The sequence below is a fragment of the Pseudomonas sp. Nvir genome, assembly GCF_963778085.1.
GTDB classification, from domain to species: domain Bacteria; phylum Pseudomonadota; class Gammaproteobacteria; order Pseudomonadales; family Pseudomonadaceae; genus Aquipseudomonas; species Aquipseudomonas juntendi.
Window position 1 is genome coordinate 5,523,958 of record NZ_OY970405.1, and the last position, 19,117, is coordinate 5,543,074.

Sequence of the window (19,117 nt, forward strand, 5' to 3'; positions counted from 1 at the left end):
GTCACAACCTCAAAGCTGGGCCACGATCGCGCGGTAATCCGCCGACAGCGTGGCCTGTAGAGTCTCTTTCGGATAGTCGTCGGTGACCACGGCCTCGCCCATCTGGCGCAGCAGCACCAGACGCAGACGCCCGTCGAGCACCTTCTTGTCGACCGCCATGTGCTCCATGAAATGCGCCGGGGTCATTTCCTGTGGTGGCACCACCGGCAAACCTGCGTCCTGCAGCAGGCGGATTCCGCGATCGCGCTCGGCCTGGTCGAGCCAGCCAAGGCGCATGGACATTTCCAGGGCCATGACCGTGCCCGCCGCCACGGCTTCGCCGTGCAGCCACACGCCATAGCCCATGTGGGTTTCGATGGCATGCCCGAAGGTATGCCCCAAGTTCAGCGTGGCCCGCACGCCAGACTCGCGTTCGTCGGCGCCCACCACTGCGGCCTTGGCCGCACACGAGCGGCGAATGGCTTCGGTCAGGGCTGCCGAGTCGAGGGTACGCAGGGCCTGCATATTGTCTTCGAGCCAGGCGAGGAAGGGCTTGTCACAGATCAGCCCGTACTTGATCACTTCGGCCAGGCCTGCCGAAAGCTCGCGCGCCGGCAAGGTCTTCAGGCTGGTGGTATCAATCAGCACCGCGTTGGGCTGGTAGAAGGCGCCGACCATGTTCTTGCCCAGCGGGTGATTGATGCCGGTCTTGCCGCCTACCGAGGAGTCGACCTGGGACAACAGGGTGGTCGGCACCTGGATGAAGTCCACGCCCCGCTGATAGCATGCAGCGGCAAAGCCGGCCATGTCACCGACCACCCCGCCGCCCAGGGCGACCACGGTGGTACGGCGGTCATGCCGCGCCGTCAGCAGGCCATCGAAGATCAGTTGCAGGGTTTCCCAGTTCTTGTGGGCTTCGCCATCGGGCAGTACCACTGGCAGCACCGAGTAGGCCCCCAGGGTCTTGGCCAGGCGGTCGAGATACAGCGGCGCGACGGTCTCGTTGGAGACGATGGCAACCTGCCGGCCGGCAATGTGCGGCGCCAGCAGCTCGGGCTGGTCCAGCAGGCCTTCGCCAATGTAGATCGGGTAGCTACGCTCGCCCAGGTCGACCTTCAGTGTCTGCATGTATCCCCACAATGTTCTTGGGCGCGGTGCCGTTCTGGCGACCTGCGCGGTAACGTTGAACCTCGCCTCGGCGCTGGTGGCCGAGAATAGTCCCGGGTTAACGGGGCGGCAACTGCTGCAAGCGCTCGAGGATGTCGATCACCACCATGCGTGGTGGCCGCTCGTCGGTTTCTACGACCAGGTCGGCGATCTCGCGGTAGAGCGGGTCGCGGGTTTCCAGCAGGTTCCGCAAGGTGGCCTCGGGGTTGGCGGTGCGCAGCAGCGGGCGATTGCGGTCGCGCGCCGTGCGGCCGACCTGCTGTTCGACCGAGGCGTGCAGGTAGATTACCCGGCCGCCCTGGTGCAGCGCCTGGCGGTTGGCTTCGCGCATGACGGCACCGCCACCGGTGGCCAGGACCACGCCGTCGAGGCCACACAGCTCGGCAATCATCGCTTGCTCGCGATCACGGAAACCCGGCTCGCCTTCCTTGTCGAAAATCCACGGGATGTTGGCGCCGCAACGCAGTTCGATTTCCTTGTCGGAATCCTTGAACAGCAGGCGCAGCTCTTTGGCCAATAGGCGGCCGATGGTGCTTTTACCAGCACCCATGGGCCCCACAAGTATCAAATTTCGCACAGAATCAACGACTCACAGCAATCGCCTGGTCACTCATGATACGCGGAGTCAGGAAGACCAGCAGCTCGGATTTTTTCTCTTGTAATGCATCGCGTCGAAACAGCCGCCCAACATACGGCAGATCACCCAAAAATGGCACCTTGTCGACCACATTGTTTTGCGAAGTCGAGTACACGCCGCCAATCACGATCGTTTCGCCGTCGGCCACGCGAACCTTGGCATTCACCTCGTTCTTGCGGATCGGCGGCACGTTGTTCAAGGCATTGACGTAATCCGGTTCGTCCTTGGTCACCCTGACAGCCATGATTACCTTGTTGTCCGGGGTAATTTGCGGGGTCACCTCCAACGACAGCGAGGCCTCGCGGAACGACACCGAGGTGGCGCCGCTCTTGGTGGTTTCCTGGTAGGGCACCTCGGTGCCCTTGAGGATCCTGGCCGTTTCCTTGTCGGCCGTGACCACCTTGGGTTGCGAAATGATCTCGCCATTGCCGCTTTTTTCCATGGCGCTGAGCTCAAGGTCCAGCAGCACATCCCCGCGCAGCAGGCCAAGGCCGATGCTGCTGCCAGCCCGCTCGACACCCAGGTCGACGAACAGCGACTTGCCCGGCAGCGGGTTGTCGCCATACAAAGGGCTGCCCCAGCGCACCCCAAGGGCTTTCTCGTAATCGACGTTGGCCTCGACGATGCGCGCCTCGATCGCCACCTGACGCACCGGCACATCCAGCTGCGCCACCAGTTGCCGCAGTTCATCGAGGCGTTCGGCCGGCAGGTAGGCCACCAGGGTATTGGTGCGCTCATCGACACTCAGGCTGCCCCAACCGGCGAGCAGGCTTTCGTCGGCCAGGCTGGTCTTGAGCAGTTCCGCAAGTTCGGCAGCCTTGGCATGGTGAACAGGCAACAGCTCCCGGCGCATGGGCTGCAACTGCGCCTCCAGCACCTGCCCCGCACGCGCTTCGGCAGTTTGCGCAGCCAGCGTGGCCGCCGGCGCCACCAGCAGCACATTGCCCTCCTGGCGCCGGGCGAGGCTTTTGCTGCGCAAGACCAGGTCCAGCGCCTGATCCCACGGCACATCCTGCAAGCGCAGGGTGACATTGCCCTGCACGTCGTCACTGGCGACCAGGTTGACGCCGGCATAGTCGGCGAGTACCTGCAAAACCGAGCGAATCTCGACATCCTGAAAGTGCAGCGACAGCGGTTCACCCTGGTAAGGCGTCGCGGTCGCCAGAGGCATGGGCAGCAGGGCCGCCAGCAGGTAGATCATCCTCGTTCTCATTCTGATCCGGGGCCTCCTTGCCCAGGCGTTTTGCGAGGGTGATGAACGCCGTGCGTTCATGCCACACCCCCGCCATGAACAACCGTTCGCGCACTTCGACCTGGCGCGGGCCGATATGCATCACTATCCCTTGATCACGCCCTACCCGGTCCCCAAGGCGGACGCGGTAGAGCCTGCCGGCCGCCCGCAGCAGCGCTTGATGTTCCTGCCCACGCGTCAGGCTGCCGACCATTTCCAACTGGGCCAGGGGCGCGCGGGTCAAACCACCCGACAGGTGCGTTGCCAACGCGGCGAACGGATCCATGGCCGGTGCCCGCGTTGCCGGCCTGGCAGGCAGCCGCGCAAGCATGGCGACTGCCGCCCCGGCAACCGGCGCGTGATAGGCATCGACCCGCAGTTGCAAACGCAGCAGGCCTGGTTCGCCACCGCCGGCTGCCAGGCGCATGCTGCGACCGTGCATGACACGCGCCTGCCCCAACCACTCGTCCAGCCAGCCCCGCAAGGCTGGGTAGCTGCCCACCACCTGCAACTCCAGTGGCACTACGCTGAAGCCCTGCCGCTGCTGCTGCTCGTGCACATCGAGGCGCTCGACGAGCAGGCCGTGCTCGCGCCCCGAACCCGACAGACGGTCTAGCAGGTCGCTCATGCTTTCGCCGGCAGCCAGCTGCCATTGTGCCTTTTGCAAGCGCTGCCCATCGCTCGCCAGCTGTGCCCGCACCCCCTGCAACTCGGCAATCTGCGCCTGCGTGGCAGCCTGCTGCCGGCTCAGCTCGGCGCGCTTGCCCTCTTCTTCACCCTGCTGCTGCAACATGCCCGGCAGGCGAATCGCGCAGCCCAGGCCGAACAGCAGCACCGCCAGTGCCACAGGTGCCAGCCGCCGGAAGCGGCTGGAGCGCTCGGCTGCGCCAAGCCATGCGAGCAGTTGCACCCTGGTCACGACCAGAACGCCGCCACGCGCGCAGCCAGCAAGAATTCATCGCCGCCTGGCTGGCTCTTGATGTGTTTGAGCTCCAGGTCCAGCAGCACGCCGGAACGCTCCAGGTCGCGCATGAACTGGGCCAGTACGGCGCCGGAGGTGGCGAGCCCGGTCAACTCCAGGCGGCCGTTTTCCAGGCTGAGGCCCAGCAGCTGCATGCCCAATGGCAGTGCCCTTTCGAGGTCGGCGAATACGCCAGGCAGAACCCCTTGCTGAGCCTGCAGGCCCTCCAGCACCGCCAGGCGGCCGAGCAGTGCGGCATGCTGGGCACGCACGTCAGCCAGTGGCTGAGCCTCCAGGCCCAGGGTTTCCAGGGCTGCCTGGCGCTGGGCGTTGGCCAACGCTTGTTGCTGGCCGCGCTGGCGTGCCTGTTGGTCGACCAGCGTCACGGCGCACAATGCCAGCAAGGCGCCAGCCACCAGATGGCTGCGAAACCGGCGCATGGCCGCCTGGCGCTGGCGTTCGCGCCACGGCAGAAGGTTCAGCCGCATCATGGTCGCGCCCCTCCAAGCGCCAGGGCACTCGCCAGCAGCATCGGCCCATCGACCTGGGCAAGCCCGGCCAGCGCAGGCAGTTCTTGGCACGGCAGCGCCAGGCTTTGGCCCAAGGCCTGCAGCCAGCCCGGCTGCAGCGTCGAGCAGTTGCTGACCCACAACCTGGCAGGCAAAAGCCCTTCGGCGAGCAGCGCAGGCAGCCGCTCGGGCAGTTGCGCGGCCATGTCCCCGTCAGCTGCCCGCAGCTCCCGGCGCTGCAGCGCCCCGCCAGGCGCCCAGGCATGAACAGTCGCCCGGTGGGGCTCGATACGCAGCAACGCCGCCCCAGCCTGCTCACCCGCAGGCAGCATGCGGCGCAGGGCAATGTTGTCGACCTCGACCGCCTCCAGCTGCAGCCCCGCCTGCTGCACCAGCGCTTCGAGGGGTGCCAGTGCACTCTGCCGACACACTGCAACCAGCACCTCGCTGCAGGCTGGCTGAACACCTGAAGCCCCCAGGACCTGGAAGTCCAGGGCCAGGTCTTCCAGCGGGAACGGAAACAACCGTTCGGCATCCGCCAGCAACTGCGCTTCCAGTTGCTCCTCACCGGGCCCCACTGGCAGGTGGCACAGCTTGCAGATGACCTGGCTGGCGGGCAGCGCCAGGGCTAGCCGGCGCTCGCCGAGGCCGCTGCGCCGATGGGCGCGCTGCAATGCCGCCGAGACCTGCTCGGGCGCTGCTGCCCAGTCATTGCCTGCCCCGAGCTGCAGCGGCTCATGGGCCCAACCCAGCACCCGCCAGCCGCGTTTGCGCTGTTGCAGTTGCACCAGATGAATGGCGTGAGCGGTAATTTCCACCCCTACCAGTGAACCGGCATCCTTGCCGAAGCGTCCAAGCATTGCGAATTCCTTGCTGTATGTCGCGCCCCCGCGGCAACACTGGGCCGGGGCCACCCGTCAGGGCGACGGGCTGCCTGGCCGGTGGCCCGGAAAGGCGAAAAAATGCGTATAATGCCCAGCGTTTTTTGGTCCGCCGGACCTGCGTGCAATCCACTTTCAACCTGGACACCGAAAAGCCTTGATACGTCTGCTGAAGTTCTTCTGGTGGTCTTCCGTCGCAGTCATTTGCGCGCTCGTACTCGGTGTGAGCGGTGCGTTTCTGTATCTTAGTCCCAACCTGCCCTCGGTCGATTCGCTCAGAAGCATCCAGTTGCAGATCCCCCTCAAGGTGTACAGCAGCGATGGCAAGCTGATTGCCGAATTTGGCGAAATGCGCCGTTCGCCGATCCGTTTCGCAGACATTCCCCCACAGTTCATTCAGGCATTGCTGTCAGCCGAGGACGACAATTTCCTCAACCACTACGGCGTGGACCCCAGCAGCCTGATGCGCGCGGCCACCCAGCTGGTGAAAACCGGGCACATTCAGACCGGCGGCAGCACCATCACCATGCAGGTGGCCAAGAACTTCTTCCTGACCAGCGAGCGCAGCTTCTCGCGCAAGACCAACGAAATTCTGTTGGCCCTGCAGATCGAGCGGGAGCTGACCAAGGACGAGATTCTTGAGCTGTACGTGAACAAGATCTACCTCGGCAACCGCGCCTACGGTATCGACGCCGCGGCCCAGGTCTACTACGGCAAGTCGATCCGTGACGTGAGCCTGGCACAGATGGCGATGATCGCCGGCCTGCCCAAGGCGCCCTCGCGCTTCAACCCCCTGGCCAACCCGGTGCGCGCCAAAGAGCGCCGCGACTGGATCCTGGGCCGCATGTACAAGCTGGGCAAGATTGACCAGGCCAGCTACCAGGCCGCCTTGGACGAGCCACTCAACGCCAGCTATCACGTGCCGACGCCCGAGGTGAATGCACCGTACGTCGCGGAAATGGCTCGCGCGGAAATGGTTGGCCGCTACGGCAGCGAGGCTTACACCGAAGGCTTCCGCGTTACCACCACCGTGCCCAGCGACATGCAGGAAATGGCCAACAAGGCCATCCTCAATGGCCTGTCCGATTATGACGAGCGCCACGGCTACCGCGGCCCTGAAGCCCGCTTCCCGGGGCGCACCGAGGCTGCCTGGCGCCAGGAACTGGGCAAGCAACGCACCTTGGGCGGGCTGGAGCCCGGCATCGTCACCCGGGTCGAAAAAACCGGCCTTGCGGTGCTGACCCGTGACGGCCAGCAGGTGCATGTGGCCTGGGACACCATGAAATGGGCGCGCCCGTTCATCAACAGCAACGCCCAGGGCCGCACCCCGCAATCGCCCGCCGATGTCGCCCAGGTCGGTGACCTGGTGCGCCTGCAACGCCTGGACGATGGCACCTTCAAGTTCAGCCAGGTGCCGGGGGCACAGAGTGCACTGGTCACCCTCGACCCTAACAGCGGCGCCATCCGCGCCTTGGTCGGCGGTTTCTCGTTCGAGCAGAGCAACTACAACCGGGCGATGCAGGCCAAACGCCAACCGGGCTCAAGCTTCAAGCCGTTCATCTACAGCGCTGCACTGGACAGTGGCTATACCGCCGCCAGCCTGGTCAACGACGCGCCGATCGTATTCGTCGACGAATCGGTCGATAAGGTGTGGCGACCGAAGAACGATACCAACACGTTCCTCGGCCCGATCCGCATGCGCGAAGCGCTGTACAAGTCGCGCAACCTGGTTTCGATCCGCTTGCTGCAGGCCATGGGCGTGGACCGCACCATCGACTACATCGCCAAGTTCGGCTTCAACAAGCAGGACCTGCCGCGCAACCTGTCGCTGGCCCTGGGTACCGCCACCCTGACGCCGATGGAAATCGCTACAGGCTGGAGCACCTTTGCCAACGGTGGCTACAAGATTGCCCCCTACCTGATCGACCGTATCGAGAGCCGCAGTGGCGAAACGCTGTTCACCGCCAACCCGGCTCGCGTACCCCAAGGTACTGAAGACCAGGCCGGCCTGGCCGCCCCCGAGCAGCCGATCAGCACCGCCAGCATGCCCGGCGAGGCACCGGCGGCCCCCGGCCAAACCCCTGCGGCAGCGCAGCCACCAGCGGTTGCCGAGCGCATCATCGACGGGCGTACCACCTATATTCTCACCAGCATGCTGCAGGACGTGATCAAGCGCGGCACCGGCCGCCGGGCGCTGGCTTTGGGCCGCACCGACCTGGCAGGCAAGACCGGTACCACCAACGAGTCCAAGGACGCCTGGTTCTCTGGCTACAACGCCGACTACGTGACCACCGTGTGGGTTGGCTTCGACCAGCCGGAAACCCTGGGCCACCGGGAGTACGGCGGCACGGCGGCGCTGCCGATCTGGATGAGCTTCATGGGTGCGGCACTCAAGAACAAGCCTGCACATGCGCCGGCCGAGCCAGAAGGCATTCTCAGCCTGCGCGTAGACCCCGTCAGCGGCCGGGCAGCTTCGCCGGGCACACCCAATGCCTACTTCGAGCTGTTCAAGGCCGAGGATTCGCCGCCATCGGTGGACGAACTGGGCAATGGGGCCGTGCCGGGCAGCCCATTGCCAGCGGATGAAGCGACACCGATGGACCTGTTCTGAGGCAATCCGGGGCAGGTGCACGGCGGCGTTCGACCCTACGGGCGCCGACACTGTCGGCCCCTGCCCCTCACCTGCCGGCCCCGACGCATTCCCACCGCGCATAAAAAAGCCCCGGCTCGAAAGAGCCGGGGCTTTTTACACCGCTACAACAGCAATCAGCCGTTGAACACGTCATCCACGCTCTTGAGCGGGTAGTGCTTTGGATACGGCAGGGTAGCAACGCCGGACTCGATGGCAGCCTTGGCCACGGCGTCGGAAACGACGGTGATCAGGCGGGCATCCAGGGGCTTCGGAATGATGTACTCACGGCCGAACTCCAGCGCTTGCACGCCGTAGGCATCGCACACTTCCTTGGGTACCGGCAGCTTGGCCAGGTCTTTCAGGGCGATGGCCGCAGCGATTTTCATTTCTTCGTTGATGCGCTTGGCGCGTACGTCCAGGGCACCACGGAAGATGAACGGGAAGCCCAGTACGTTGTTGACCTGGTTCGGGTAGTCCGAACGGCCGGTGGCCATGATCACGTCGCTGCGGGTGGCGTGAGCCAGCGCTGGCGAAATTTCCGGATCAGGGTTGGAGCAGGCGAACACGATCGGGTTGGCCGCCATCGACTTCAGGCCTTCCGCGCTCAGCAGGTTCGGGCCGGAAAGGCCAACGAACACGTCGGCACCCTCCAGGGCGTCGGCCAGGGTGCGCTTGTCGGTCGCGTGGGCGAACTGGGCCTTGTACTGGTTCAGGTCGTCACGGCCAGCGTGGATTACGCCGCTGCGGTCGATCATGTAGATGTTCTCGACCTTGGCACCCATGCTCACCAGCAACTTCATGCAGGAGATGGCAGCTGCACCGGCACCCAGGCACACGATCTTGGCTTCTTCGAGCTTCTTGCCGGCGATTTCCAGGGCGTTGATCATGCCGGCCGCAGTAACGATGGCGGTACCGTGCTGGTCATCGTGGAACACCGGAATGTCGCACTGTTCGATCAGCGTGCGTTCGATCTCGAAGCACTCTGGCGCCTTGATATCTTCGAGGTTGATGCCACCGAAGGTGATCGAGATGCGGCGAACGGTGTCGATGAATGCTTGCGGGCTTTCCGATTCGACTTCGATGTCGAATACGTCGATACCTGCGAAACGCTTGAACAGAACGCCCTTGCCTTCCATGACCGGCTTGGAAGCCAGTGGGCCGAGGTCACCCAGACCGAGGATGGCAGTGCCATCGGAAATCACCGCAACCAGGTTGCCTTTGCCGGTGTATTTGTATGCCAGCTCTGGATCCCGGCCAATTTCACGCACCGGCTCGGCAACACCTGGGCTGTAGGCCAGGGCGAGGTCACGGGCAGTGGCAGTTGGCTTGGAAAGTTCGACGCTCAGTTTCCCCGGGCGAGGTTGAGCGTGATATTCGAGAGCGGCAGTTTTCAGGTCTGACATGGTGGGCATTCCGCTATTTACTGTTCTGACGGACCGCCGAGGATACGCAAAGAGCCGGGTAGTCACAAGACTGGTCGGTCACTTGTGTCAAGGCCTTTAGCCTACGACTTTCCGCTAAAACCCACGGGGGCATACGGCTAACAGTGTGTACAATCCAATAGCGAACTGTCTACATTTTTTAGCCAGAAGTACGCGCCAGCATGCTCGGGTCGGTCAGTGGCAATACCCAGCGCCGCTGCCCTGGCTTGAGGCCGCCCTTGCGGGAACGGTCCACCACCCAGCCACGCACCTCGACCTGGCGCCCTTTGAGGTTAGCGAAGAAACTGGCCGGGAAGTTACGCTGCAGACGAGCGGAGACCTGCACCACCACGGCACGGTCAAGGTTCAACCAGACACCACCACGGTTGCGTTCGATGCTCATGATTCGGCCACTGAGCACAGCAAAACCAGGCTGCCTGATGGCGTCTGCCGGCACCACGGGCGACTGCCGCCAAAGGCCGGCGCCGGCCTGGCGTGCGGCCTGCTCGGCGCGTTGCTGGCAGCCACTGAGGCGCACATTGGGGGCGACGGCCACCCGGTAGCCCAAGCCTTCACTGAGCAATTGTGCTTCGAGATTGTCGCCATTACGGCCATAAATGTGCGCCAGTGTGCGCCCATACTTGTCTTTGGCTTGCACACCGGGAACCAGCCCTACACGCCCGTCACTGGCCTTGACCAACGCCTGCAGGCGCCGCTTGGCAGCTTCGGCATAGGGCTCGCTGCCACGCCCCTTGCGACCGATCTCCGGGGTGTTGATGCCGATCAGCCGCACACTGCGGCCATCCACCAGACGCACGGTGTCGCCGTCGACCACCTGCCGCACCCGAACCTGCTCGGGTTTGCCCGGCAGCGGGCAGAAGGCCAGGGCGGGCAAATGCCAGATCGCACCCACAAAAAAGGCGCCCACGAGGGGCGCCTTTTTCAGCAACAATGCGAAGCCCGAAGGACTCGCCATGCGCATGATTACTTCTTGGTACCGAACATACCGAAGCGGTCGGCGAACTTCTGTACGCGGCCACCGGTGTCCAGGACTTTCTGCTTACCGGTGTAGAACGGGTGGCACAGGTTGCAAACGTCGATCGACAGGGTGCTGCCCAGGGTCGAACGGGTTTCGAACTTGTTACCGCAGCTGCAGGTGACTGCAACAGCTTCGTAGTTCGGGTGGATACCTTCTTTCATGGTCACTTCCTCGAGCTGCGTGCCGCCACCCAACACCAATTGTTGAATACCGCACGTAATTAGGCGGCGAATAATACCAGAGCACACCGTCAGTGCAAGATGTCGCTTGCACCGACCGTCGTCTGCTAGGCTCGCCAGTTCTTGTAATGCCCTCCGAGACTTTCTGCGTGTCCGACGTCATCCTGCGCCTTGCCCTGCCCTCGCCGTTGCGGCGCCTGTTCGACTACAAGGCGCCAGCGAGCATGGCGCGCTTGGCCCTGGCCCCGGGCATGCGCATTCGCGTGCCCTTTGGCCGCCGCGAAATGATCGGCGTACTGGTCGAAGTGTGCGCGCAGAGCGAGGTGCCCGCCGACAAGCTGAAGCCGGCCAGCGCCTTGCTCGACCCGGTCTCCCCGATTCCGCCTTCGCTGTTCAAGCTGTGCCTGTGGACCGCGCAGTACTACCAGCACAGCCTGGGTGACACCTTGAGCTGGGCCTTGCCCACGCTACTGCGCCAGGGCGAGCCCGCAGAAATGCGCCAGGAGCGCTTCTGGCACATTGCCCCCGACGCCCGCCTGGACGACCCGCGCATCGCCCGGGCACCGCGCCAGCGCGATGCCCTCAAGACCCTGGCGCAGCACCCGCACGGGGTGGCGCACAGCCTGCTGGCCAAGCTCAACCTGAACAAGGACAGCCTCGACCTGCTCCTGGCCAAGGAACTGGTGCAGATCGAAGTCCGCCGCCAGAAGCCGGGCTTGCGCCACGAACACTGGCTGGCACAGCCGGAGCTGCCGCTCAATGACGAGCAACGCGATGCCTTCGAGGCGGTGTGCGAGGGCTTCGGCGGTTTTGCGGCCTTCCTGCTGGCCGGCGTGACCGGCAGCGGCAAGACCGAGGTCTACCTGCAGCTGATCCGCGAAACCCTCGAGGCCGGCAAGCAGGCGCTGGTACTGATCCCGGAGATCAACCTCGGCCCGCAAACCCTGGCGCGCTTCGAGCAACGCTTCAACGCCCGGATTGCCTTGCTGCATTCGGCGGTGAATGACCGCGACCGCCTGGACGCCTGGCTGGCGGCACGCGATGGCGAAGCCGACATTATCATCGGCACCCGTTCGGCCCTGTTCACGCCCATGAAAAACCCTGGCCTGATCATCATCGACGAAGAACACGACGGCTCTTATAAACAGCAGGAGGGCCTGCGCTACCATGCCCGCGACCTGGCGCTGGTGCGGGCGCACCAGGAGAACATTCCGATCCTGCTCGGCTCCGCCACGCCCTCGCTGGAAACCTTGCACAACGCCCTCACCGGCCGCTACCGCCTGTTGCGCATGAATCAGCGCGCGGGCGGCGCACGCCCACCGCGCATGCTGCGCCTGGATGTCAAAAGCCTGCCGCTGGACAGTGGCATCAGCGGCCCGCTGCAGCAGGCCATCCGCCTGACACTGGAAGCCGGCCAGCAAGTGCTGGTGTTCCTCAACCGCCGCGGCTTCGCCCCTACGCTGCTGTGCCACGATTGCGGCTGGCTGTCGGAATGCCCGCGCTGCGACGCGCGCATGACCGTGCACCAGCGCTCCGGGGTGTTGCGCTGCCACCACTGCGGCTATGACGAACGCCTGCCACACCAGTGCCCGCAGTGCGACCACGTCGACCTGCGCCCAGTCGGTGCGGGCACCGAACGCGCCGAAGAACGCCTGAAAGTGCTGTTCCCGGACTACCCGATTCTGCGTGTGGACCGCGACAGCACGGCGCGCAAGGACGCCATGCACCAGCTGTTCAGTACCATCCAGAAAGGCCAGCCGAGCATCCTTGTCGGTACCCAGATGCTTGCCAAAGGGCACCATTTCCCGCGGGTAACCCTGGTGGCCATCCTCGACGCCGACGGGGGGCTTTTCTCGGGCGACTTCCGCGCCAGCGAGCGCATGGCGCAACTGATCGTGCAGGTCGCCGGGCGCGCCGGGCGTGCCGAGGAACCGGGCAAGGTCATCATCCAGACCCACCTGGCCGATCACCCGCTGCTGGTGCAACTGACCGAACAAGGCTACTTCGCCTTTGCCGAACAGGCCCTGGACGAACGCCGTGCCGCCGGGCTGCCGCCCTACTCGCACCTGGCCTTGCTGCGCGCAGAAGCGCACAAGCCGGGGCAGGCTGAAGGTTTCCTGGACGAGGCCTGCGCCGCCGCCGAGCGCCTGGTCGCCGAACAGCGGCTGCCAGGCATCGAGCTGCTGGGCCCGGTTCCGGCCCCCATGGAGCGGCGCGCCGGGCGTTTCCGCGCGCAGTTGTTGATACAGGCCAACACCCGGGCGCCTTTGCATCGACTGATCAGTGCCTGGTTGCTAGTGTTGGAGCAGATGCCGAGCGGGCGCCAGGTCCGCTGGTCGCTGGATGTCGACCCGGTCGACCTTTATTGAGCTGCAAGCTGCAAGCTGCAAGCTGCAAGCTGCAAGCTGCAAGCTGCAAGCTGCAAGCTGCAAGCTGCAAGCTGCAAGCTGCAAGCAAGAGCGGAACGGAGTCAGGCGGCGCCACCAAGCTTTTTCTTGCTACTTGCTACTTGCGACTTGCTACTCGCGCCTTCCAACGTGAAGCCCAAAGGTTGGCAACCCGCTCCCAGGCACGGATAATGCCCAGTTTTTCCACCTGCGCATCCAAGCGCTGCACCGCGCTTGCGGTCGAAAAGAGACCCCCATGAAAGACACCATTCGCCAGCTGATCCAGCAAGCCCTCACCCAACTCGTCACCGACGGTGTGCTGCCTGAAGGGCTGTCGCCGGCGATCCAGGTGGAAAACGCCCGGGACAAGACCCACGGCGACTTCGCCAGCAATATCGCGATGATGCTGGCCAAGCCGGCCGGCATGAAGCCGCGCGACCTGGCGGAAAAACTGATCAACGCCCTGCCGGCCAGCGCCGATATCAGCAAGGTCGAGATCGCAGGCCCTGGCTTCCTCAATTTCTTCCAGAATACCGACGCCCTGGCCAACCGCCTGGACGCTGCCCTGGCCGACGCCCACCTCGGCGCGCGCAAGGCCGGCCCGGCGCAAAAAGTGGTGGTCGACCTGTCGGCCCCCAACCTGGCCAAAGAGATGCACGTCGGCCACCTGCGCTCGACCATCATCGGTGACAGCGTGGCGCGGGTGCTGGAGTTCCTGGGCGACACCGTCATTCGCCAGAACCACGTAGGCGACTGGGGCACCCAGTTCGGCATGTTGATGGCCTACCTGCAGGAAAACCCGATCACCAGCGATGAGCTGTCGGACCTGGAAAACTTCTACCGCGCGGCCAAGCAGCGTTTCGACGAGTCCGAGGCATTCGCCACCCGTGCCCGCGGCCTGGTGGTCAAGCTGCAGGCCGGTGACCCGGAATGCCTGGCCCTGTGGACACGCTTCAAGGACATTTCGCTGTCGCACTGCCAAAAGACGTATGAACTGCTCAACGTCAAGCTGACCATGGCGGACGTGATGGGTGAAAGCGCCTACAACGACGACCTGGCCAATGTCGTGGCCGACCTCAAGGCCAAGGGCCTGCTGGTCGAAGACCAGGGCGCCCAGTGCGTGTTCCTCGACGAGTTCAAGAACAGCGACGGCGACCCGCTGCCAGTGATCGTGCAGAAGGCCGACGGCGGTTACCTGTACGCCACCACCGACCTGGCCGCCGTGCGCTACCGCAGTAACGTGCTCAAGGCCGACCGTGCCCTGTACTTCGTCGACCAGCGCCAGGCCCTGCACTTCAACCAGGTGTTCGAAGTGGCCCGCCGCGCAGGCTTCGTCGGCCACCCGATGCAAATGGAGCACATGGGCTTCGGCACCATGAACGGCGCCGATGGCCGCCCGTTCAAAACCCGCGACGGCGGCACCGTGAAGCTGATCGACCTGCTGACCGAGGCCAAGGAAAGGGCCTACGCGCTGGTCAAGGAAAAGAACCCGAGCCTGGCCGACGACGAACTGCGCCGCATCGGCGAAGTGGTGGGTATTGGCGCGGTGAAATACGCCGACCTGTCCAAACACCGCACCAGCGACTACAGCTTCAACTTCGAGCTGATGCTCAACTTCGAAGGCAATACCGCGCCTTACCTGCTGTACGCCTATACCCGTGTAGCTGGCGTGTTCCGCAAGCTGGGCAAGCGCTTTGACCAAGCCGATGGCAAGATCGTGCTGCAGGCCGCCCACGAGCAGGACCTGGCCGCACGCCTGGCGCAGTTTAGCGAAACCCTGAACAGCGTTGCCGAGAAAGGCACACCGCACGTACTGTGCAGCTACCTGTACGACCTCGCCGGCCTGTTCTCCAGCTTCTACGAGAACTGCCCGATCCTCGCCGCTGAAACTCCCGAGCAGCAACAGAGCCGCCTGCGCCTGGCCGCCCTGACTGGCCGCACCCTCAAACAAGGTCTGGAACTGCTCGGCCTGGAAACCCTGGAGCGCATGTAAGTTGGCTGCCAAGAAAAAACCCGCACCCAAACGCGGCGCCAGCCGCCAGACAGCGCCAGCCAAACAGCCGATTCCCGGCTGGGTATGGCTGGCGGTCGGCCTGACCGTTGGCGCGTTCATCGTGTTCCTGATGAAGCTCGAACCCGGCGGCGATGACATCAAGCGGGCCAAACCCGAGCAGCAGAAGGCCGACAAAGTGGCCGAAGCCAGCAAGCCTGCGCAGGCCACACCGCAACAGCCGGTGAAACCGAAGTACGACTTCTACACCTTGCTGCCGGAGTCGGAAGTCATCGTGCCGCCAGAGGCCGTACCGGAGAAAACACCCCCGGTCCCGGCCCAGCCGGTCACACCGGTTACCCCCGCTGAAGCGGCGAAAATCGACACGGCGCGGGCCCAGGCAGCACTGCTTGGCCAAACCCCGCCTCCGGCCCCGCCAGTGATCAAGCCGGCAGCGACCACCCAGTACTTCCTGCAGGCGGGCTCGTTCCGCAAACAGGCCGACGCCGACAAGGTGCGGGCCCAGATCATTCTGCTGGGGCAGTCAGTGAAGGTGGAGTCGGGTACGGTCAAGGAAGAAACCTGGTACCGCGTGATGGTCGGCCCGTTCAGCAACCGCGAACAGCTGACCGGTGCGCAGAAACAGTTGGCCGGCGCTGGTTTTGCCAACCTGTTGCTGCAACAGCGCCAGACCCGCCAGTAACCTTTGAACGGGGCGCTGTGCGCCCCCGTCAGACTTGAGCCGCCCCGGTGCAGCGGCCTTGCCTAGCGACAGGGCTGCAAAGCAGCCCTTGCCCTCTCAGCCCCGCCCCGCGTTGCGCTCGGACACCTGGCTATTGAGTGTCCAGAAGTCGTACAGCACCCCTACCAGGAACAGGCCACCGGTCAGGAAGTAGATGATCGCGGTCACCCACTTGCCCTGATACAGCCGGTGCAGGCCGAACACGCCGAGGAACGTCAGCAGGACCCAGGCGATGTTGTAGTCGATGCGCCCAGACTGGAACCTCAGGTCCGCCTCGCGGTCCATGGCCGGGATCAGAAACAGGTCGATCAGCCAGCCGATACCCAGCAGGCCGAAGGTGAAGAACCAGAGGGTGCCGGTTATCGGCTTGCCGTAGTAGAAACGATGCGACCCGGTGAAGCCGAAAATCCACAGCAGGTAGCCGATGGTCTTGCTGTGCGTGTCGTGGTAGGGCGTTCCCTGTTGATAACTGTTCATGCCTAGCCCTCGTGGGTTATGGAAAAATTTTCTAAGAAAATATGTGACTTTTTTGTCACAGGCCGACGTATGGCACCCTGCCAATCGACCAACGGATCATAAATTGATCAAAAAGCTGTTATAAAGTTGCGCGCCCAACACATAACTATTCATAAGAGCTTCATCTATGCCGCCTTTACTCAAGACATGGCTGACCCTCTGCCTATTATTGCCCCTGGCCGCCCACGCCACCAATCGTGAGCAACGTCTTCCCAATGGCTTCACCGGCTACACCAGCAATGCCGCCGTGAGGCATGCAGCGGTCAAGCAGACTGCGCCCCATGCTCGCACTGTCAGCGCCGCCAGCACGCGCGGTAGCAAGGTGGCCGCGATGTCGCCCAAGCAGAGCAGCGATGTGCTCAGCCGCGCGGTCAATGTACTCGGTACCCCCTACGTTTGGGGTGGCAGCAGCCCGAAAAAGGGCTTTGACTGCAGTGGCCTGGTCAAATACGCCTTCAACGACGTGGCCAACGTAGACCTGCCACGCACCTCCAATGCCATGGCCCAGGGCCATGGGGTGAAAGTGGCCAAGGGCGAGTTGAAGCCAGGGGACCTGATCTTCTTCAACATCAAAAGCCGGCGGGTGAACCACGTGGCCATCTATCTGGGCAACGACCGTTTCATCCACGCGCCACGCCGCGGCAAGCGGGTAAGCATCGACAACCTGAGCAAGCCTTACTGGCAGAAGCATTACGTGGTCGCCAAACGGGTGCTGCCGAAAGAGCAGCAGCTGAGCCTGGCCAAGCGCTAGGCTTTTTCCACCTGCAATGGCCCGATCGCCGGCAAGCCAGCTCCCCCACAAATCTGTAGAACTGTGGTGAACCTGTGGGAGATCACACAGCCCTACGGGCTGCGCTGTCGCACAGAGAACTCGATTCGTAACCGCGACGCGGCCTGTGTGGGAGCGGGCGTGCCCGCGAAGCAGGCGACGCGGTGGCAGGCACCGGCTACGCCGGTGTTCGCGGGCACGCCCGCTCCCACAAAGATCCCGCTAAATCAATAAGTTATGTACTGTTCTATGAGAGCTGGCTTGCTGGCGAGAGAGCCTGTAGAGGCACTATCAATCGTCAACCAGGCCTTTCTCTCGTAACCCACGCAGTGCCCCCTCCATCGTCCGCATCCCTTGCGCACCACCCGCCTGCATCACCGAACACAACTGCGCCATCCGCCCCTCGCGCACCAGGTTGCGCACCGCCGGCGTCGCCACCAACACTTCCCGCGCTGCAACCCGCCCACCGCCCACGCGGCGTACCAGCACCTGCGCCACCACCATTTGCAACGACTCCGCCAGCATCGCCCGCACCAACGGCTTTTCATCGGCTGCAAATACCTCCACCAGCCGCTCGATGCTGCTGGCCGCCGAGCGCGCATGTACCGTCGCCAGCACTAGGTGCCCGGTCTCGGCCGCTTGCAAGGCCAGGCGAATGGTCTGCAGGTCGCGCAACTCGCCGATCATGATCACGTCCGGGTCCTGGCGCAGCGCGCTGCGTAGCCCCTGGGCAAAGCCGCTGCTGTGGCGGCCGACCTCGCGCTGGTTGACCAGGCTACGCTGGCTGCTGTGGATAACTTCAACAGGGTCTTCCAGGGTAATGATGTGCAGCGCCTTTTCGCGGTTCAGCTGGTCCAGCAACGTTGCCAGTGTGCTGGACTTGCCACTGCCGGTCGGCCCAGCCACCAGCACCAGACCATCGCGGTACTGGACCACCGCCTGAAACACATCGGTCAGCGCTAGCTCATCCAGCGTGGCAATACGCCCTGGGATCAGGCGGAAGGTCGCCGCAGGCCCATTCAGCTGGCGAAACAGGTTCACGCGAAAGCGCCCTAGGGCAGGCAGCGCCAGCGCCAGGTCCAGTTCAGCCCCTTGCGCCCACTGCTCGCGCTGCGTGTCATCGAGCAGGGTTGCCATGCCCGCGACCAAGGCGCCCGCGGCGAGCGGCGGCATGGCCATGCGCTGCAGCTCACCGTCCAGGCGCAGCATGGGTGTCTGGCCGGCCGCCAGGTGCAGGTCCGAAGCCTGCACCGCCACGGCCCGTGCCAACAGGTCGGTCACATCCATGAGACTCCCCAAAGGCTTTCAAGTAGGTAGAATGCCGCAAACCCAACACTAGCCGGCCACCCTCCATGTCCACCCTAGCAGACAACCTTTCCGCGATTTCCGCCCGTATCGCCAGTGCTGCACAGGCAGCCGGGCGTGAGCCGGCCAGCGTCCAACTGCTGGCCGTGAGCAAGACCAAGCCAGCCGCAGCGATCCGCGAGCTGTACGCCGCTGGCGTGTGCGATTTCGGGGAAAATTACCTACAGGAAGCCCTGACAAAGCAGCAGGCACTCGGCGACTTGCCCTTGATCTGGCACTTCATTGGCCCCATTCAATCGAACAAGACCAAAGCCATTGCCGAGCATTTCGACTGGGTGCATTCCGTGGACCGCCTGAAAATCGCCCAACGCCTTTCAGAACAGCGCCCTGCCGGGCTGGCACCGCTGAACATCTGCCTGCAGGTGAACGTCAGTGGCGAAGACAGCAAGTCCGGCTGCGCCGCCGCCGAACTGCCGGCCTTGGCCAAGGCCGTGGCGGCCCTGCCCAACCTGCGCCTGCGCGGGCTGATGGCGATCCCCGAACCCACCGACGACCGCGCCGCTCAGGAGGCCGCCTTCGCCAGCCTGCGTAACCTGCTGGAACAGCAGCACCTGGGGCTGGACACCTTGTCCATGGGCATGAGCCACGACCTGGAAGCGGCCATTGCACAAGGTGCGACCTGGGTACGCATCGGTACCGCCCTGTTCGGCGCCCGCGCCCCACTCAACCCCGGCCAGGGCTGATTGCATGCTTTACTCACTCTTTTCCACAA

17 protein-coding genes are annotated in these 19,117 nt (G+C 64.1%); 6 read left to right on the forward strand and 11 right to left on the reverse strand.

From position 1 onward, the window contains the following. Positions 1-9 precede the first annotated feature (9 nt). From aroB to pilM, 6 genes are all read right to left on the reverse strand, one after another. Positions 10-1,107 carry a 3-dehydroquinate synthase gene (gene aroB / locus AACG97_RS26365; protein WP_009684952.1) on the reverse strand — a complete coding sequence of 366 codons (1,098 nt, stop codon included), beginning with the start codon at positions 1,105-1,107 and terminating at the stop codon, positions 10-12. 97 nt (positions 1,108-1,204) lie between these two features. Further along, positions 1,205-1,723 (reverse strand): shikimate kinase AroK, encoded by a 519-nt coding sequence (aroK, locus tag AACG97_RS26370; RefSeq protein ID WP_009684951.1) that lies wholly within the window; start codon positions 1,721-1,723, stop codon positions 1,205-1,207. Between the two features lie 4 nt (positions 1,724-1,727). Then, the gene (locus AACG97_RS26375) at positions 1,728-2,996 is read right to left on the reverse strand and encodes a type IV pilus secretin PilQ (RefSeq protein WP_050492206.1); all 1,269 of its coding nucleotides are present in this window, start codon (positions 2,994-2,996) and stop codon (positions 1,728-1,730) included. Then, complete coding sequence (locus tag AACG97_RS26380; RefSeq protein WP_225786212.1) at positions 2,920-3,918, reverse strand: pilus assembly protein PilP; 999 nt, start codon at positions 3,916-3,918, stop codon at positions 2,920-2,922. Before AACG97_RS26380 ends, AACG97_RS26375 begins: the two co-directional genes overlap by 77 nt. 11 nt (positions 3,919-3,929) lie before the next feature. Further along, on the reverse strand, positions 3,930-4,466 hold the full coding sequence (locus AACG97_RS26385; RefSeq protein ID WP_009684948.1) for a PilN domain-containing protein: 537 nt from the start codon (positions 4,464-4,466) through the stop codon (positions 3,930-3,932). Further along, positions 4,463-5,344 carry a type IV pilus biogenesis protein PilM gene (gene pilM / locus AACG97_RS26390; RefSeq protein ID WP_225786201.1) on the reverse strand — a complete coding sequence of 294 codons (882 nt, stop codon included), beginning with the start codon at positions 5,342-5,344 and terminating at the stop codon, positions 4,463-4,465. Before pilM ends, AACG97_RS26385 begins: the two co-directional genes overlap by 4 nt. A 181-nt stretch (positions 5,345-5,525) precedes the next feature. Between pilM and AACG97_RS26395 the strand changes: the two genes are divergently transcribed. After that, entirely contained in the window at positions 5,526-7,976 is a 2,451-nt protein-coding gene (locus tag AACG97_RS26395; RefSeq protein ID WP_370593773.1) for a penicillin-binding protein 1A, read from the forward strand. A gap of 155 nt (positions 7,977-8,131) precedes the next feature. Here AACG97_RS26395 and AACG97_RS26400 read toward each other — a convergent pair whose 3' ends face one another. The 3 genes from AACG97_RS26400 to rpmE form a co-directional block, all read right to left on the reverse strand. Then, on the reverse strand, positions 8,132-9,400 hold the full coding sequence (locus AACG97_RS26400; RefSeq protein ID WP_009684943.1) for a malic enzyme-like NAD(P)-binding protein: 1,269 nt from the start codon (positions 9,398-9,400) through the stop codon (positions 8,132-8,134). A 178-nt stretch (positions 9,401-9,578) separates the two neighbouring features. Beyond that, entirely contained in the window at positions 9,579-10,400 is an 822-nt protein-coding gene (locus AACG97_RS26405) for a thermonuclease family protein (RefSeq protein ID WP_125854348.1), read from the reverse strand. Between the two features lie 2 nt (positions 10,401-10,402). After that, entirely contained in the window at positions 10,403-10,618 is a 216-nt protein-coding gene (gene rpmE / locus AACG97_RS26410) for a 50S ribosomal protein L31 (protein WP_009684941.1), read from the reverse strand. Positions 10,619-10,785: 167 nt separating this feature from the next. Between rpmE and AACG97_RS26415 the strand changes: the two genes are divergently transcribed. The 3 genes from AACG97_RS26415 (at position 10,786) to AACG97_RS26425 (ending at position 15,716) form a co-directional block, all read left to right on the forward strand. Continuing rightward, the gene (locus tag AACG97_RS26415) at positions 10,786-13,005 is read left to right on the forward strand and encodes a primosomal protein N' (RefSeq protein WP_115295388.1); all 2,220 of its coding nucleotides are present in this window, start codon (positions 10,786-10,788) and stop codon (positions 13,003-13,005) included. A gap of 274 nt (positions 13,006-13,279) precedes the next feature. Beyond that, positions 13,280-15,016: an arginine--tRNA ligase gene (argS, locus tag AACG97_RS26420; RefSeq protein ID WP_115294969.1), complete on the forward strand. Its 1,737-nt coding sequence runs from the start codon at positions 13,280-13,282 to the stop codon at positions 15,014-15,016. A gap of 1 nt (position 15,017) precedes the next feature. Beyond that, positions 15,018-15,716, forward strand: coding sequence for an SPOR domain-containing protein (locus AACG97_RS26425; protein WP_047149606.1), 699 nt, complete (start codon positions 15,018-15,020; stop codon positions 15,714-15,716). A gap of 96 nt (positions 15,717-15,812) precedes the next feature. On the opposite strand, the gene AACG97_RS26430 is transcribed toward AACG97_RS26425, so the two are convergent. After that, positions 15,813-16,232, reverse strand: coding sequence for an NINE protein (locus AACG97_RS26430; RefSeq protein ID WP_009684937.1), 420 nt, complete (start codon positions 16,230-16,232; stop codon positions 15,813-15,815). A gap of 166 nt (positions 16,233-16,398) precedes the next feature. Between AACG97_RS26430 and AACG97_RS26435 the strand changes: the two genes are divergently transcribed. After that, entirely contained in the window at positions 16,399-17,022 is a 624-nt protein-coding gene (locus AACG97_RS26435) for a C40 family peptidase (protein WP_009684936.1), read from the forward strand. A gap of 309 nt (positions 17,023-17,331) precedes the next feature. On the opposite strand, the gene AACG97_RS26440 is transcribed toward AACG97_RS26435, so the two are convergent. Continuing rightward, positions 17,332-18,327, reverse strand: coding sequence for a type IV pilus twitching motility protein PilT (locus AACG97_RS26440; RefSeq protein ID WP_125854346.1), 996 nt, complete (start codon positions 18,325-18,327; stop codon positions 17,332-17,334). A 65-nt stretch (positions 18,328-18,392) separates the two neighbouring features. On the opposite strand from AACG97_RS26440, the gene AACG97_RS26445 reads away from it, so the two are divergent. Next, the gene (locus AACG97_RS26445) at positions 18,393-19,088 is read left to right on the forward strand and encodes a YggS family pyridoxal phosphate-dependent enzyme (protein ID WP_009684933.1); all 696 of its coding nucleotides are present in this window, start codon (positions 18,393-18,395) and stop codon (positions 19,086-19,088) included. Positions 19,089-19,117: the final 29 nt, after the last annotated feature.